The organism is Rhizobium sp. AN80A, assembly GCF_030053015.1.
Taxonomy (GTDB): Bacteria; Pseudomonadota; Alphaproteobacteria; order Rhizobiales; family Rhizobiaceae; genus Rhizobium; species Rhizobium metallidurans.
Genome location: NZ_JASJPX010000003.1, coordinates 492896 through 510031, shown reverse-complemented (window position 1 = coordinate 510031; position 17136 = coordinate 492896). Strand labels below are relative to the sequence as shown.

Here is a 17136-nt window from a genome sequence, read left to right as displayed (position 1 = left end):
GTCAAGTCCTCTGCCTGTCCAATTCCTGTGGGCGGCTACCGCCGTGGCCGCCCACAGGCGACGTCATCAAACTGTATTGGCGCCGCGTTAAACGCCCTGAACGCCAAATGTTGAGAGACTCACTTATGACGGAATTTGCACCGGATGCCGGCTTCCGCAAGAACCGGAAACTCAAGGCAGCTCTTCTCCGCCACAAGGCCTTTTCCAAAGACGGACTGTCCGAGCGCCTTTTCGGACTGCTCTTTTCCGGCCTCGTCTATCCGCAGATCTGGGAAGACCCCGATCTCGACATGCAGGCGATGGAACTTCAGCCCCATCACCGCATCGTCACGATCGGTTCCGGCGGCTGCAACATGCTGGCCTATCTCTCGCAGAGCCCGGCTTCGATCGACGTCGTCGATCTCAACCCGCACCACATCGCGCTCAACAGGCTGAAGCTCGCCGCCTTCAGGCACCTTCCCGCCCATGCCGATCTCGTGCGCTTCCTGGCAAGGCCGAACCAGACGACCAACAGCCAGGCCTTCGACCGCTTCCTGTCGACCAATCTGGACGAGGCGACGAGCAGTTACTGGAACGGCCGCAAGTTCGGCCGCCGCCGCGTCACCGTCTTCGACCGCAACATCTACAAGACCGGCCTGCTCGGCCGCTTCATCGGCGCGGCCCATCTTCTCGCCCGCGTCCACGGCATCGACCTCACGGACATCGCCAGGGCGAAGACGCTCGAAGAGCAGCGCCGGCTCTTCGACACAAGGATCGCCCCCCTGTTCGAAAAGCCGGTGGTGCGCTGGATCACCGGCCGCAAGAGCTCGCTCTTCGGCCTCGGCATCCCGCCGCAGCAATATGACGAGCTCGCCAGCCTCGCCCCCGACAACTCGATCGCGCCGGTCCTGCGCCATCGCCTGGAAAAGCTCACCTGCCATTTCCCGATGCAGGAAAACTACTTCGCCTGGCAGGCCTTCGCCCGCCGCTATGCCGATGAAGGCGAAGGTCCGCTGCCGACCTACCTGAAGGCCGAGCACTACGAGGCGATCCGCGCCAATGTCGATCGCGTCAGCGTCCATCACGCAAGCTTCACCGAGCTCCTGGCCGGCGAACCGGCCGCCTCGCGTGACCGCTACATCCTGCTCGACGCGCAGGACTGGATGACCGACCAGCAGCTGAACGACGTCTGGTCGGAAATAACGCGCACCGCCCGCGACGGCGCCCGCGTCATCTTCCGCACCGCGGCCGAAAAGAGCATCATCGAAGGTCGCCTGTCGTCGGCCATCCGCGACCAGTGGACCTATCTCGAGGATCGCTCGCTCGAATTGACCGCGCTCGACCGCTCGGCGATCTACGGCGGCTTCCACATCTATGTGAAAAAGCCTTGAGGCCGACGGACATGAGCCCAATGGATATGAACCAGTCGACCGCCCCCGCGCATGACCATGCCGAGCTCATGGACGGCATGTATCGTTACCAGCGGCATATCTACGACCTGACGCGCAAATACTATCTCCTCGGCCGCGACCAGACGATCCGCAATCTCGACATCGGCAAGGGCGCCACGCTGCTCGAAGTCGGCTGCGGCACCGGTCGCAACCTGGCCCTTGCCCACCGGCACTACCCGCAGGCCAGGCTCTACGGCCTCGACATCTCCCAGGAAATGCTGATCTCCGCCCGCAAGACCTTCGCCGGTCTGAAGACATCGGCCGATTTCCGTGTCGCCGACGCCACCGCCTTCGACGCCCGCGATTTCGGCGTCGACGGTTTCGACCGCGTGATGATCTCCTATGCGCTGTCGATGATCCCCGATTGGGAGCGCGCGATCGATGCCTCGCTCGCGGCACTTGCCCCCGGCGGCCAGCTGCACATCGTCGATTTCGGCCAGCAGGAAGGGCTTCCGGCCTGGTTTCGGTCGCTCCTGCGCTCCTGGCTCGCCAAGTTCCACGTCACGCCGCGCGCGACGCTGCGCGACGTCCTGCAGGCCCGGGCGGACCGCCAAAACGCCCGGCTGATCTTCAAGACGATCGGCCGCGGCTATGCCTGGCGCGCGGTAATAATTAAGGCCAGCTAATATTTGGCTTGAAACTAACCGATTTTTTACGTTGATATGGTAAACGGAGAGCGCATCTAACCGCTGGCACGTCAATTCGAAGGTCACGCTGTGGGGCAAGAAGATCATTCGGTTCACGACGGAACACCTATGCGCCGGCTCCTGCTTTGCCTATTGCCCCTGGCCCTCATGCTCGCCGGCTGCACCTCGTCCTACGACTATCTCACTACCGCCTCCATAAATCCGAAGATGCGTTTCCAGGACACCGATCCGCAGGATTTCGGTCCGAAGAAGCCGCAGATGAACGCCATTCACGGCATCGACATCTCCAAGTGGCAGGGCGACATCGATTGGCAGGCGGTGCGCAAGTCCGGGGTCGCCTTCGCCTTCATCAAGGCGACCGAGGGCAAGGATCGCATCGATCCGCGTTTCAACGAATACTGGCAGCAGGCCCGCCAGGTCGGCATTCCCTACGCTCCCTATCATTTCTACTATTTCTGCTCGTCGGCCGACGAACAGGCGGACTGGTTCATCAACAACGTGCCGAAGGAAGCCAGCCGGCTTCCGCCTGTCATCGACGTCGAGTGGAACGGTGAATCGAAGACCTGCCGTACCCGGCCCGATGCGCAGACCGTGCGCTCGGAGATGAAGCGCTTCATGGACAGGATCGAGGCCTATTACGGCAAGCGGCCGATCATCTACACCTCGGTCGATTTCCATCGCGAAAATCTCGACGGCTATTTCCAGGACTATAATTTCTGGGTCCGTTCCACGGCGAAGCACCCGGAAGTCACCTACGCCAACCGTCGCTGGACCTTCTGGCAGTACACCTCGACCGGCGTCATCCCCGGCATCAAGGGTCCCGCTGACATTAACGTGTTCTCCGGTTCAGAGAAGAACTGGAATAACTGGGTCGCGTCTGTATCCAAGGATAGGAATTCTTAGTAACGTCCCGTTTTCTTTCTTGCTTCTGTCACAATCATTTGGGACATCGACAGCAATTCAAGCACTGACGAGGATACACTCCATGCACCGCACGCCTGCAAGCCGTTCTGCGCTCGCTCTCCTCCTTGCCGCCGGTCTGGCGACCGGCGCGGCAGCGCAAACACCGGCCCCGGCCGCACCGGCGGCGCAGGCCCCGGCGACGGCAGCAGCACCCGCCGCCGCCTGCGACGGCGATCTCTCGACCTTCCTTGCCGGCGTCAAGGCTGAGGCGATCGCCGCCGGCGCCGCCGCCGAAGCCGCCGACCAGGCGCTCGCGGGTGCCGAGATCGACCCGAAGGTGCTGAGCCGCGACCGCGCCCAGGGCGTCTTCAGGCAGACCTTCCTCGAATTCTCGCAGCGCACCGTCAGCCAGGCGCGCCTCGACATCGGCCGCCAGAAGATGAAGGATCTGGCCGACGTCTTCGCCCGCGCCGAGCAGGAGTTCGGCGTACCGGCGGGCGTCATCACCGCCTTCTGGGCGATGGAGACCGATTTCGGCGCCGTGCAGGGCGATTTCAACACCCGCAACGCGCTCGTCACGCTCGCCCGCGATTGCCGCCGTCCGGAGCTTTTCCGGCCGCAGCTGATCGCGCTGATCGAGATGGTCCAGCGCGGCGACCTCGACCCGCAGACCAACACCGGCGCATGGGCCGGCGAAATCGGCCAGGTGCAGATGCTGCCGCGCGACATCATCGCCTACGGCATGGACGGCGATGGCGACGGCCATGTGCGCCTGAAGCAGAGCGGCCCCGACGCCATCCTGACCGCCGCCAAGTTCATCCAGAAACTCGGCTTCCAGAAGGGCCAGCCCTGGCTGCAGGAAGTCACCATCCCGCAGGACCTGCCCTTCGAGAAGTCGGGCCTCGGCGGCACGATGACCGCGGGCGACTGGTTCGCGCTCGGCGTCAAGCCGCGCAACGGTGACACGAGCTTCGGCACGCTGCGCGGCGATCTCGTCCTGCCGCAGGGGCGCCTCGGACCGGCCTTCATCGCCTACCCGAACTTCGCCATCTATCTCGAGTGGAACAAGTCCTTCATCTACACGACCTCGGCGGCCTATTTCGCGACCCGCCTTTCCGGCGCCGAGCCCTATCTGAAGGGCACGCCGGAACAGGGCCTCACCAACGACCAGATGAAGGAACTGCAGACCAAGCTCGACACGATGGGCCACGACGTCGGCGCCATCGACGGCATTCTTGGCTCCGGCACCCGCGTCGCCATCCAGAAGCAGCAGCAGCGGCTCGGGATGCCGGCCGACGGCTGGGCGACGCCGGCCCTGCTGAACGCGCTCTGAGCGCTGGCGAGAGAGCCAAAGACCACGACACGAGCCGGGCCAAGCGCCCGGCTTTTTCGTTTCGCGATTTCGCAAGCGTTTTCAGCGGCCTGCGCGACGCCGACAAACCGCCACAGGCGTAAACGGGCAGTCGCCCTATTTTACGTTCCGTTAAAATGTGTGAATATTTTTCCGACCGATTTTCTCGTTGAGATTCAGCGAAGTAGCTTTTGTCACCGGCAGGAGATGTGACATTTTCGCCGCATCGCAGCAAAAAAATCGCTTTCCAACCGCCACAGTCCCGACATATTATCGCCCCGTTAACGCGAGGAGACAGACATGGGACTGACACGATCCTTGAATGTCCTTTTGATCGGTGCGGCGTTTCTTTTCGTGCTGTCGATGCTTTTCATCTGACACTGGATGCCGCTTCAAACGGACTATGCCGATACTCCTAGATAGCGAAGAGTTCATGAAATAGAGAAAGCGCATGCCAACCACGGCATGCGCTTTTTCAGTTCTAAGGACTGGCAACGTCGCCTTGATCAGGCGGCAGCACCGGCGCTCTTGGCTTCGTTGCGCTTGAAGCCGAGGTTCGTCAGGACCGCCGAGACCAGCGGCGAGCGGTTCATCGTGTAGAGATGGAAATCCGAGATGCCGCGGCGGGCCAGATCCTCGATCTGCGCGGCGGCGACATCGGCCGCCACCTTGGCGCGCTCTTCCGGCTTGTCGTCGTAACCCTCGAACCGCTCATCGAGAAACGCCGGAATGACAGTGCCGCAGGCACCGGCGAAGCGCTTCAGCTGCGTGAGGTTCATGATCGGCATGATGCCGGGCACGACGGGGATGGTGATCCCGGCCGCCCTGACCTTTTCCAGGTAGCGCTCGAAATTGTCGTTGTCGAAGAAGAACTGCGTCAGCGCCCGATCGGCGCCGTTGTCGGCCTTGCGCTTCAGCATGTCGATATCGGCCGCCACGTCGCGGCTTTCCGGATGCTTTTCCGGATAGGCCGAAACCGAGATCTCGAAATCGCCGAGTTCGCGCAGCCCGGCGACCAGCTCGGAAGCGTTGGCGTATCCGCTAGGATGCGGCGTATAGGGCGCGCCGACGCCATCGGGTGTGTCGCCGCGCAGCGCCACGAAGTGCTTCACGCCGGCCTTGCGGAAGCTCTCGACGACGCTGTGCGTCTCTTCCTTGGTGGCGCCCACGCAGGTGAGGTGCGAGGCGGTGGCAAGCGGCGTGGAGCTGATGAAGCGCGACACGGTCGCCAGCGTCGGCGCCTTGGTCGTACCGCCGGCGCCGTAGGTCACCGACACGAAGTCGGGGTTCCAGTCCTGCAGCTCGCTGACCGCCTTCCACAGCTGGCCCTCGGCCTCTTCCGACTTGGGCGGAAAGAACTCGAACGAGATGCCGATCCTGTTGCGCGCGTCCTGGTTCAAAGCCATGTCAGTCTCTCCCGGCAAATGTGGGTACGGCGTGATCGCTCTCGGCGGAGGCCATCAGGCGCCTGGGGTCGCGCGCGAGCCAGATGGTGACCGTAAGCCCCTGCCCGCTCCCGTGCCCCGGATGAAGATCGACGACCTGCTCGATATCGAGCCCCGCCTTGCGCAGCCAGTCGGTCATCGACTGGTGCGAGAAGCCGAGGCGCACATGCGCGTGGTCGTCACGAAGATATTCCAGCGTGTGAGGCGCCAGATCGATGATGACGAGCCGTCCGCCCGGGCGCAGCATGCGTGCCGCTTCCCCAATGGCGATTTCCGGCTGGTCGAAGAAGTGCAGCACCTGATGGATCGTCACCAGGTCGAAATCCTGCGCCTCGAAAGGCAGGTTCAGGATATCGGCATGGCGCACCGATGCCTTGGTGATGCCCGTACGGTCGAGATTGGCGCGCGCCACGCTCAGCATGTCGCGGCTGGCATCGACGCCGATCGCGCGGCGGTAGAGCCCCGACAGAAGCTCGAGGATGCGGCCGGTGCCGGTTCCAAGATCGAGCAGCGAATCGATCGGCTGGTTGCCGAGCAGGCGGATGACGGCGGCGTCGACCTCCTCGTCGGCCGCATGCAGGCGGCGAAGCTCGTCCCACTCGGCGGCGTTGCGGCTGAAATAGGCCTGCGCCCGCTCCGAGCGCTGCCGCTTGACCGCATCGAGCCGCTCGCCGTCGCGCAGGATGACAGGATCGTTCTCGGATGCATGCGCCAGAAGATTGCGCACGAAGCTCGCCGCCTTCCCCTCCTGCCGCAGCCGGAAATAGGCCCAGGCGCCCTCCTGGTAACGATCGATGAGATCGGCTTCGCCAAGCAGCTTGAGATGACGCGAGATACGCGGTTGGGATTGGCCGAGAATTTCGGTAAGATCGGTCACGGTCACGTCGCCGGCGGCCAGCAGCGCCAGAAGACGTAAGCGCGTCGGCTCGCCCGCCGCCCGCAGCACGTCCACCAACGCATCCAAACCTAGCCTGACGGGTTCACCCATATCCGATCCAATCAACATATAAAGATATCTTTATGTGAAATGATTTGGTCGTGCAAGCGCGATTTCGATCGGTTCACGAAATTCACTAGGCAAATCGCGACATGAGGGTCCCACAAAAAAGCCCCGGCGAACCGGGGCTTTTTCACTGGTCACTCTTCTTGAGCAAACCTTAGCGCGTCAGGCGCTTGTAGGCCTGGCTGCCCGGGTTCAGCGCGTCGGGACCGAGGCGGCGAACCTTGTCTTCTTCGTAGTCCTCGAAGTTGCCTTCGAACCATTCGACATGGCCGTCGCCTTCAAACGCGAGGATATGCGTCGCCAGACGGTCGAGGAACATGCGATCGTGGCTGATGATGATGGCGCAGCCGGCGAAGGCTTCGAGCGCGCTTTCCAGCGCACCCAGCGTTTCCGTATCGAGGTCGTTGGTCGGTTCGTCGAGGAGGAGAACCGTTGCCGCCGGCCTTCAGCATCTTGGCGAGGTGAACGCGGTTGCGCTGACCACCCGAGAGATTGCCGACCTTCTGCTGCTGGTCGCCGCCCTTGAAGTTGAAGGCGCCGCAATAGGCTCTGGAGTTCATGTCGAACTTGCCGAGCTTGATGACTTCGGCGCCGCCCGAGATTTCTTCCCACACGGTCTTGTTGCCGTCGAGCGCATCGCGGCTCTGGTCGACATAGCCAAGATGAACGGTATCACCGATGCGGATCGAACCGGCATCCGGCTTTTCCTGGCCGGTGATCATCTTGAACAGCGTCGACTTGCCGGCGCCGTTGGGGCCGATGATGCCGACGATACCGCCCGGCGGCAGCTTGATCGACAGATCGTTGATCAGCGTGCGGCCTTCGAAGCCCTTGTTGATGCCTTCGAGCTCGATGACCACCTGGCCGAGACGCTCGGAAACCGGGATGATGATCTGCGCATCGCCGGGGCGGATGTTTTCGGCCGCATCGACCAGCTGTTCGTAGGCCTTGATACGGGCCTTCGACTTGGCCTGACGCGCCTTCGGGCTGGAGGCGATCCATTCCTGCTCGCGCGACAGCGCCTTCTGGCGGCCGGCTTCTTCACGGGCTTCCTGCTGCATGCGCTTGGCCTTCGCCTGCAGATAGGCGGAGTAGTTGCCCTCGTAAGGAATGCCGCGGCCGCGGTCGAGCTCGAGAATCCAGCCCGTGACGTTGTCGAGGAAGTAGCGATCGTGGGTAATCATCATCACGGCGCCCGGATAATCGCGCAGGTGCTTTTCAAGCCAGGCGATCGTTTCGGCGTCGAGGTGGTTGGTCGGTTCGTCGAGCAGCAGCAGGTCCGGCTGCGAAAGCAGCAGGCGGCAGAGCGCGATACGGCGACGCTCACCACCCGAAAGCAGCGTGACGTCGGCATCCTTCGGCGGGCAGCGCAGTGCTTCCATCGCCATCTCGACCTGCTGTTCGAGGTCCCAGAGGTTCTGGCTGTCGATGATGTCCTGGAGCTTGGCGCCTTCGTCGGCGGTCTCGTCCGAATAGTTCATCATCAGTTCGTTGTAGCGGTCGAGCACGGCCTGCTTGTCGGCCACGCCTTCCATAACGTTTTCGAAGGCGTTCTTGGACGGATCGAGATGCGGCTCCTGCTCGAGATAGCCGACGGTAGCACCTTCGGCGAGCCACGCTTCCCCGGTGAACTCCTTGTCCTGGCCGGCGATGATGCGCAGCACGGTCGACTTACCGGCGCCGTTCGGGCCGAGGATACCGATCTTGGCATCGGGGTAGAACGACAGGTTGACGTTTTCGAGGATCTTCTTGGCGCCGTAGGACTTGTTCAGTCCCGACATGTGGTAGATGAACTGACGTGCCATCGGTAATTCTGCTCCGGGGGAAATTGGTTTGCCGCTATGTAGGCGAATTGGCGCCCGGGAGCAACGCGCCTATGGCAAAATCCAATCGCTTTGTCGCATATCACCCGCCCTTTGCAGCTGAAAATCAGCCCGCGTTACCGCAAGGCGGCATGATCGATCCGGAAAAGCTGAAAATCGCTGCGCGTGGGTGGATTGATCCGCTCCAGTCCCGGCCAGCCATCCCCGCGCGCCAGCGCGGCATAAAGCGGCGCCTGCGCCGGATCAGCTTCCAGGGGAAAGCGGCAGACGGCAACATAATCGAACGGTGCGAGCGCTTCTCGGCGCAACTGCGGGTCCGAGGTCATGAACGCCTGGAACATCCGCTTCATGCCGGGTGACGCCCGATGGAACGGAATCGCACCAACCGAAAAGCCCGTTGGCGCCGCCAGGAGAAGAGGCATTGCAATCCCCTGCGGTGTCGCAACGCGCCCCGGCGGGACGGCTTGGAGCACGGAGAAATCCTGTCGCTCGCATTCGCTCGCCGTCATGTAGTCGACCTCGTCGAACTTGTGCGCAACTGGCGGCAACAGCACGAAGAAGAGACAAAGCGCGGCGGCAACAGCGGTCGTCGCGACCGCGGAAAGCCGATAGGCCTTGTCGAAAGCCGGCAACTTCATCGTCATCGTCGCAATGGCGGCGGGCAGGAAAACCGGCATCAGCGCGATCGGAAAGCGAATGTTGCGCGTCACGAAAGCGGTGAGGATGAGGGCGCCCAACGCCATCAGATAGCCGATGAGAGGTCCAAACGACCGCGTCTGCATCCTGAACCGGACCAGCGGACCGGCATAGGCGCCAACGGCAGCCGTCAATGCGAGAAGCAGCAACAGATCATATTGGCCGTTCTCGTAGAAATAGCGGATGCTCTTTTCCTGCCAAACACGGTTGAACCACAGCTCGCGCGACAGCGGGTCGATGATGCCGTACGGCCCCGAAATGCAGGATGGGAAGAGGAAGGCGGCCGCGATCAGAACGGCGCCGGCCGGAACCGCCAATGTCAGTAGCCGCATGACAGGGCCAGCACGATCACTCTGGATCGCCACACATGCGCCGAGAATGGCGGAAAATCCTGACAGCAGGAAAATATAGGGAGCCGAGAAGGCATCGCACTGCGTCGAAACGGCAGCGGCAGGCCCGAGGAAGGCGATGGCGGACACAAGCGTCACGGTCGCCATGGAGACGGACGACGCAATGATGACAGTGCGAACCCCCGCGACATTGCCGATGTAGCAAAGGACGAGCCCGCCATAGGCGATGGCGATGAAAGGCAGGCATTCAAGGCCGACCACCGTCGAGATCGCCGCGCCCGCTCCAATCATCAGCCCGCCAGCCCGATCCCATCGCACGAGCCCGGCGATGATCATCATGAGCGCAACGATCTGCATGTTATGATGATCGATGCGACCAGGTGAAAACTCCAGCACACCCATGCTCATCAGCACGGTCGCAAGCATCAGCGATACCGTGAGTGCCGTTCCCGTCAGCGAAAACCCCGCAAGCAGACGCCGTGCTGTCGCAGCCACCAGCAGACAGCAGACCGCGAGCAGCATCGGCGGCCACAGCTGAAAGGCAACGGAAAGCCCCTGCGAAGGGGCCATGAAAGGCTGCAGCAGCCAGGCAATCGCCACATAAGGGAGATCGACCAGGCGCGACCAGGGCGACACGTAGGTCGCCGGCATCGAGATGAATGGCAGCGAAAGATCGAACCAACTCCCCTGCGCGGACATCAGGTGCCGGATCTGGAGTTCGCGCAACTGATCGTCGATATCGCCGACGAACCTTATGCCATCAGCGAGATCGACCAACACGATCGCCAAGGCGGTGGCATAAACGACCAGAAACATTCGCCACAATGTCATCTCGCCTGCAGCAGCCTGATCGCTTTCACATGCAACCACATCGGACATCGGTCGTCACTCATGCTGTTTGTCACCGTCAGCCCCCATGATAGACGCCAAAAATTGAGATTATGCTACGGCCTCAAAACCCCGCAGCGTCGACGATCCCCTCGTTGCAACCGAACGATGTCTTGCCTGCTCCCTGGATGAGATCGCCGAGATCCCTGGCCTTGCCATCCGTCGTATCGGCGGAAAGGCCGATCGTCAGTTCGCTGATGACGCGGCTGCCGCCGGACCTGCGGCAGCTCATCTTCACCCGGTCGCCGGCGCCGGGACCGAAGCTCTTGTCGAACGCCGCCCTGATCGCGTCCCCGGTCAGTGACTTTCCGATATTGGCGGCGAACAGCTGCTGGACCGCCGATCCGTTCAGGTCCTCGATCAGCCTGACGGCATCGGCGAAATAGGCGTCGGCGCTCATGCCGCTGCAGGTGCCGTGCTTTATCCATTCATGCCGCTCCAGCGCCGATTGCGTCCCCGGCATGACCCTGTCGAGCGACGCCCTCGTCTCGGGTGAAAGCGTCACTTCCGGCAGCTGCTTCCAGCCGCCATTCTTGTCGGCCGATTGCTGCGCATCGGGCACGCCGCAGTAATTCTTGCGCATCGGCCAGAGGCCGTGCAGTGCGAAATTGCTGGCGTCGTAACGGTCGCCGCCCTGGCTGGCGCATTCCGGCTTGCGCTGGTTGGTCTGGCAGAAGGCCGGCTGCCAGCTCGCCGCGAGGATGAAGCGCGTGCGCCCCAAGCCCTCCTGGGCAAGCGCCCCACCGGCCATGATCGTCAGGAAGAACAATGCAACGACACGCGAAAGAGACTTGCCCATATCCATCCCCAGAAAGAACAATTCATGAACATCAAAGCATGCGGCGCCTGTTCCGGCAAGCGGCAAAACGCGACGCGCGAAAATCTCCGGCACAACCCGCCGCGCCTGTTGCATTTGACCGCTGTTCTGGTCTTCTCCCGCCACGGAGGAAATCATGTTTTCAGACACAAGGCGCCTCGACCATGCGGGCGCTTCACTGGCCTATCATTATCAGCCGGCCGAAGGCACCGAGCGCGGCATCCTGCTGGTCAGCCACGGATTGGCCGAGCATTCGAAACGCTACCAGCGCTTTGCGCAAGCGATTGCCGCACGCGGCTACCACGTCTATGCGCATGACCACCGCGGACACGGCGAGACCACCGCGCCGGACGCGCCGATCGGCCTCTTCGCAAGGCGCGATGGCGCCAGCCGCGTCATCGACGATATCGAGGCGATGCGCGACGAAGCCGCGACCGAGCACCCCGGTCTGCCGGTCATTCTCTTCGGCCATTCCATGGGCGGGCTGATCGCGCTCAATGCCGCGGTCACCTATCCGCGAAAATTCGATGCCGTCGCCGTCTGGAACTCGAATTTCAACCCCGGCCTCGCCGGCCGCGCCGCGCAGGCGATCCTCTTGACCGAGCGCGCGCTGAAAGGCTCAGACGTCCCGAGCGACCTGCTGCCGAAGCTGACCTTCGCGACCTGGGCGAAATCGGTCCCCAACCGCCGCACGGATTTCGACTGGCTGTCGCGCGACCCCGAGGAGGTCGACAAATACGTGGCCGATCCGCTGTGCGGCTTCGGCGCATCCGTTTCGCTCTGGCTGGACATTTTCGAGTTGACATTCCGGGCCCCGCGAAGGGAATATCTCGCACGCCTGCCGACCGAGACGCCGATGCATCTGGTCGGTGGCGGCCAGGACCCGGCGACGGAAAACGGCAAGGCCATCCTCTGGCTGTCGGATCATCTGAAGACGCATGGCTTCTCCCGTATCAGCACCGAAATATATCCGGACATGCGCCACGAGACCTTGAACGAGGTCGGCGCCGACGCCGCCATATCGGCATTCGCCGACTGGTGCGACCGGGTCACCACCGCCGCTTGAGCGGCATCCCCCGCCTCTACCTTGAAATCAGAGAATTCCGTCATGAGCAGCAACGCGGCAACCGGCACCGGCAACACGTCATCGGAAGTGATGATGGGGCTGATCCTGATGTTCGTTTCGGTGCTCCTGTCGCCCCTCATCGACATTTTCTCCAAGCTCGCGATCACCACGATCCCGTCCGCCGAGATCACCGCCGCGCGCTTCGCCGTGCAGGCGCTATGCATGTTGCCCATCGTTCTGTGGCGTCGCAACCTCACCGACATCACCTGGAGGCAGAGCTTTTTCCACGCCATCCGTGGCGCCATCATCACCGTCTCGATGATCTCCTTCGTCACCACGCTGAAATACATGGCGGTCGCCGATGCCATCGCCATTTTCTTCGTCGAGCCGATCATCCTGACGATCCTCAGCAGCATCTTCCTCAAGGAAAAGATCGGCTGGCGCCGCTATACCGCCTGCGGCGTCGGCTTCTTCGGCGCGATCCTGATCATCCAGCCGAGCTTCCAGGAGGTCGGTTACGTCGCGCTGCTGCCCGTCGTCAGCGCCGTCTGCATCGCCATATCGGCGATGATGAACCGGGCGCTGGCGCAGCGCGAGGACCCCTGGGTCATGCAGTTCCACATGGGCCTCTGGGGCCTGCTGATCTGCGCCATCCTTCTCCATCTCGGCCACGGCAGCGGCTCCGACGTGCTCGATCCCGTCATGCCGGATGCCCGCGCCTGGCTCTATCTGCTGGGCGTCGGCGTCACCGCCGCGATCGCCGGCATCTTCGGCGTCTACGCCTATCGCGCGGCGCCCGCCTCGACGCTGGCCCCGCTGCAATATTTCGAGATCGTCTCTGCCACCGCCTTCGCCTGGCTGGTCTTCGGCGATTTCCCGAACGCGCTGAAATGGCTCGGCATATCCATCATCATGGGCTCCGGCTTCTACATCATCTGGCGCGAGCGGAGCTTTGCATCCAGGCCCGTATCCGATACATCTGGGGAGACGCGGGCACCCTGATCTGATCGTGGGAGGAACATGACGCAGACCCAGCCTAACAAAGCGCCGCTCGCGGGCATCCGTGTCATCGAGCTCGCGCGCGTGCTTGCCGGTCCCTGGGCAGGCCAGATGCTGGCCGATCTCGGCGCCGACGTGATCAAGGTCGAAAACCCCGAGGGCGGCGACGATACAAGGCACTGGGGTCCCCCCTTCGTCGAAGGCGCCGATGGCGAGAACCTCTCGGCCGCCTACTACCATTCCGCCAATCGCGGCAAGCGCTCGATCACAGCCGATCTGCGCAGCGACGAAGGCCAGGCGCTGGTCCGCCGGCTGGTCGCGACCGCCGATGTCGTCATCGAGAACTTCAAGCTCGGCGGCCTCGTCAAATACGGGCTCGATTACGAGAGCCTGCGCAAGATCAATCCGAAGCTCGTCTACTGCTCGATCACCGGCTTCGGCCAGACGGGACCCTATGCGAGCCTCGCCGGCTACGACTACATCGTCCAGGGCATGTCGGGTTTCATGTCGATAACAGGCGAACCCGACGGACAGCCGATGAAGGCGGGCGTTGCCATCGCCGACATCTTCACGGGCATCTACGCGGTCTCGGCGATAGAGGCGGCCCTCATCCACGCGCTGAAGACCGGTGAAGGCCAGCTGGTCGACATGGCGCTTCTCGACGTGCAGTCGGCCGTGCTCGCCAACCAGAACATGAACTACCTGGTATCCGGCCGCCCGCCGACACGCCTCGGCAACGCCCACCCCAACATCTCGCCCTACGAAGTCGTCCCGACCGCCGACGGCTACCTGATCCTTGCCATCGGCAATGACGGCCAGTTCCGCCGGCTCTCAGCCATCCTTGGGCTTACAGGTATCGCCGACGACGAGCGCTTCGCCACCAACAAGGCACGCGTCGCCAATCGCGACGAGGTCCGGCGGCTGGTCTCGACCGAGACGCTCAAATGGGCGAAGGTTGATCTCTTGAAAGCCTGCGAAGCGAACGCGGTCCCGTCGGGCGCGATCAACACCATCGAGGACATGTTCAACGATCCGCAGATCGTCGCGCGCGGCCTGCGCGTCGATCTCGAAGATAGCGCCGGCACTGTCATTCCCGGCGTCCGAACGCCGGTCGTCCTGTCGCGGACGCCGCTGCGCTACGAAAGACCCAGTCCAAGACTGGGCGAGCACCAGGAGGAGGTGCTGGCCGAACTCATCCAATGGGAGGGGAAAAAATGAAACGGACGGGCGGAGAACTGATCGTCGAGGCATTGAAGGCAAACGGGGTGAAACGCCTCTCCTGCGTTCCCGGCGAGAGTTTCCTCGCCGTCCTCGACGCGCTCCACGACAGCGACATCGAGGTCGTCGTCTGCCGCCAGGAGGGTGGCGCCGCGATGATGGCCGATGCCTGGGGGCGCCTCACCGGCGAGCCCGGTATCTGCATGGTCACCCGTGGTCCCGGTGCCGCCAACGCCACCGCGGGCCTGCACATATCAAGGCAGGATTCGGTCCCGATGATCCTCTTCATCGGCCAGGTCCAGCGCGACGCCCGCGAACGCGAAGCCTTCCAGGAGGTCGAGTTCCGCCGCGCGCTGACCGAATACGCGAAATGGGTGGGCGAGATCGACGACGCGGCCCGCATTCCCGAATTCGTCACCCGCGCCTTCGCGCTCGCCACCTCCGGACGCCCCGGCCCCGTCGTCCTGTCACTGCCCGAGGACATGCTGCGCGACATGGTCGAGGCACCCCGCGCCAAGCGCTACGCCCGCGTCGAAGCCCATCCGGGCCGCAGCCAGGTCGACGACGTCTATCTCCGCCTGCTCAAGGCCGAGCGCCCCATGATCATTCTCGGCGGTTCGCGCTGGGATGCCGATGCGGTGGCCGACTTCAGGACCTTCGCCGAGCGCTTCAGACTTCCCGTCGGCTGCTCCTTCCGCCGCCAGATGCTGTTCGACAATCTGCACGAAAGCTATGCCGGCGATGTCGGCATCGGCATCAATCCCGAACTGGCGCGCGAGATCAGGGAAAGCGACCTGCTGATCCTGCTCGGCTGCCGCATGTCGGAAATGCCGTCCTCGGGCTATACGCTGATTGATATCCCCTACCCGCAGCAACAGCTCGCCCACATCCATCCCGATCCGTCGGAGCTCGGTCGCATCTACCGCCCGGATCTTGCGATTACGGCCAGCCCGCAGGATTTCGTCGCCGCGCTCGCCGATCTCGAAGCCCCCGCCGAAGCGCGATGGGCCGATCGCACCCAGCGCATGCATCAATCCTATCTCGCATGGTCGACACCGCCGCGTACAGGACCGGGCGAGGTCCATATGGGCCCGATCATGGCGTGGCTCGAGGAGAATACGCGGCCGGACACCGTTTTCACCAACGGCGCCGGCAACTACGCGACCTGGCTGCACCGCTACCACCGCTTCCGGCAGTTCAACACCCAGGCGGCGCCGACCTCGGGCTCGATGGGCTACGGCCTGCCCGCCGCCGTCGCGGCTGGGCACCTGTTTCCCGATCGCGAGGTGATCTGCTTTGCCGGCGATGGCTGCTTCCTGATGCACGGCCAGGAATTCGCCACCGCCATCCGCTACCGGCTGCCGATCATCGTGCTCGTGATCAACAACGGCATGTACGGCACGATCCGCATGCACCAGGAGCGCGAATATCCGGGCCGCGTCAGCGGCACCGGCCTTACCAACCCCGATTTCGCAGCGCTTGCCCGCGCCTATGGCGGCCATGGCGAAACCGTGGAGAAAACCGGGGACTTCGCCCCCGCCTTCGAGCGCGCGCGCCAAAGCGGCCTGCCCGCGATCATCGAGATCAAGCTCGACCCCGAGGCGATCACGCCGACGCGCACGCTTTCGGACATCGCGCAAACAAAAAGCCGGTGAGCAGTTCACATGCTCACCGGCTTTTCAAATCGCGATAGGAACGATCTTAGATCGCGGCCGTGACGATGAATTCGACCTTGTACTTCGGCGCGGCCAGCTTGGCTTCGCTGGTGGCGCGAGCCGGCGTGTTGGCCGGATCGACCCAGGCTTCCCAGGCGGCGTTCATTTCAGCGAAGTCCGAGATGTCGGAGAGGTAGATCAGCGTCTGCAGGATCTTCGACTTGTCGGAGCCGGCAGCGGCCAGCAGGCGATCGACTTCGGCAAGCGCGTCCTTGCACTGCTCGGTCACGGTTGCGCCTTCGCCAACCTGGCCGGCGAGGTAAACGGTGTTGCCGTGGATGACCGCGCCGCTCATGCGGGCGCCAACGTCGATACGCTTGATGCTCATGATATTCTCCTTGTCATGGCTGAAAAGGCGCCGCGCAAGCGCTGGCGCCGGACTGGCATTCCGCGCCTTGAATCAGGTGCGGATGTGGTGGGTCTTCTGGTAGATCGCCGTCGAGCGGGCGCCGGAGCGGCAATAGCCGAGCATCGGGCGCGGAAACTCGTCAAGCGCATCGACCATGCCGGCGACCGCCTCTTCCGTCACGCCCATCGGGCCGACGGGAACGTGGGCGATCTCGAGACCGAGTTCCTTGGCCCGCGCCGCGATATCGGCGAACGGCGTCTGGTCCATGCTTTCCTGGTCCGGACGATGGCAGACGATGGACTTGAAGCCCATGGCCTTGATCTCGTCGAGCTCATCGACCGTGATCTGGCCGGAAACCGAATATTCGTCGTCGATCTGGCGGATGTCCATCGCAAATACTCCTGAAATCGTGGGCTGAATGACTACGCCGCCCGAT

14 protein-coding genes and 1 pseudogene are annotated in these 17136 nt (G+C 63.1%); 8 read left to right on the top strand and 7 right to left on the bottom strand.

Annotated features, from left to right (window positions below; translation table 11 throughout):
• The first annotated feature begins 125 nt into the window (after positions 1–125).
• From P3R82_RS14045 to P3R82_RS14030, 4 genes are all read left to right on the top strand, one after another.
• Positions 126–1370 carry a DUF3419 family protein gene (locus tag P3R82_RS14045; RefSeq protein ID WP_283194295.1) on the top strand — a complete coding sequence of 415 codons (1245 nt, stop codon included), beginning with the start codon at positions 126–128 and terminating at the stop codon, positions 1368–1370.
• 20 nt (positions 1371–1390) lie between these two features.
• Positions 1391–2056 (top strand): class I SAM-dependent methyltransferase, encoded by a 666-nt coding sequence (locus tag P3R82_RS14040; protein WP_283196342.1) that lies wholly within the window; start codon positions 1391–1393, stop codon positions 2054–2056.
• Positions 2057–2185: 129 nt separating this feature from the next.
• The gene (locus P3R82_RS14035; protein WP_183899141.1) at positions 2186–2980 is read left to right on the top strand and encodes a GH25 family lysozyme; all 795 of its coding nucleotides are present in this window, start codon (positions 2186–2188) and stop codon (positions 2978–2980) included.
• An 82-nt stretch (positions 2981–3062) separates the two neighbouring features.
• Complete coding sequence (locus tag P3R82_RS14030; protein WP_283194294.1) at positions 3063–4313, top strand: lytic murein transglycosylase; 1251 nt, start codon at positions 3063–3065, stop codon at positions 4311–4313.
• Between the two features lie 524 nt (positions 4314–4837).
• Here P3R82_RS14030 and metF read toward each other — a convergent pair.
• From metF to P3R82_RS14005, 5 genes and pseudogenes are all read right to left on the bottom strand, one after another.
• Positions 4838–5737, bottom strand: a complete 900-nt coding sequence (metF, locus tag P3R82_RS14025) for a methylenetetrahydrofolate reductase [NAD(P)H] (RefSeq protein ID WP_283194293.1) — start codon at positions 5735–5737, stop codon at positions 4838–4840.
• Between the two features lies 1 nt (position 5738).
• Positions 5739–6764 (bottom strand): metalloregulator ArsR/SmtB family transcription factor, encoded by a 1026-nt coding sequence (locus P3R82_RS14020; RefSeq protein WP_283194292.1) that lies wholly within the window; start codon positions 6762–6764, stop codon positions 5739–5741.
• Positions 6765–6933: 169 nt separating this feature from the next.
• A pseudogene (gene ettA / locus P3R82_RS14015) lies at positions 6934–8584 on the bottom strand (energy-dependent translational throttle protein EttA).
• 134 nt (positions 8585–8718) lie between these two features.
• Positions 8719–10527 carry a hypothetical protein gene (locus P3R82_RS14010; protein WP_283194291.1) on the bottom strand — a complete coding sequence of 603 codons (1809 nt, stop codon included), beginning with the start codon at positions 10525–10527 and terminating at the stop codon, positions 8719–8721.
• 73 nt (positions 10528–10600) lie between these two features.
• Complete coding sequence (locus P3R82_RS14005) at positions 10601–11335, bottom strand: ribonuclease (protein WP_283194290.1); 735 nt, start codon at positions 11333–11335, stop codon at positions 10601–10603.
• Positions 11336–11489: 154 nt separating this feature from the next.
• Here P3R82_RS14005 and P3R82_RS14000 point away from each other — a divergent pair, with 154 nt between their 5' ends.
• Genes P3R82_RS14000 through P3R82_RS13985 form a run of 4 tightly spaced genes read left to right on the top strand, consistent with a single transcriptional unit; the run spans position 11490 to position 16291 of the window.
• Complete coding sequence (locus P3R82_RS14000; protein WP_283194289.1) at positions 11490–12419, top strand: alpha/beta hydrolase; 930 nt, start codon at positions 11490–11492, stop codon at positions 12417–12419.
• Between the two features lie 42 nt (positions 12420–12461).
• Positions 12462–13421, top strand: coding sequence for a DMT family transporter (locus tag P3R82_RS13995; protein ID WP_183899149.1), 960 nt, complete (start codon positions 12462–12464; stop codon positions 13419–13421).
• An 18-nt stretch (positions 13422–13439) separates the two neighbouring features.
• Positions 13440–14636, top strand: coding sequence for a CaiB/BaiF CoA-transferase family protein (locus P3R82_RS13990; protein WP_283194288.1), 1197 nt, complete (start codon positions 13440–13442; stop codon positions 14634–14636).
• Entirely contained in the window at positions 14633–16291 is a 1659-nt protein-coding gene (locus P3R82_RS13985) for a thiamine pyrophosphate-binding protein (protein WP_283194287.1), read from the top strand. Before P3R82_RS13990 ends, P3R82_RS13985 begins: the two co-directional genes overlap by 4 nt.
• A 46-nt stretch (positions 16292–16337) precedes the next feature.
• Here the strand turns inward: P3R82_RS13985 and P3R82_RS13980 are convergent, their stop codons facing one another.
• Together P3R82_RS13980 and P3R82_RS13975 are read right to left on the bottom strand one after the other, a co-directional pair.
• Entirely contained in the window at positions 16338–16679 is a 342-nt protein-coding gene (locus tag P3R82_RS13980; RefSeq protein WP_283194286.1) for a RidA family protein, read from the bottom strand.
• A gap of 72 nt (positions 16680–16751) precedes the next feature.
• Positions 16752–17090: a TIGR01244 family sulfur transferase gene (locus tag P3R82_RS13975; RefSeq protein WP_018897535.1), complete on the bottom strand. Its 339-nt coding sequence runs from the start codon at positions 17088–17090 to the stop codon at positions 16752–16754.
• Positions 17091–17136 lie beyond the last annotated feature (46 nt).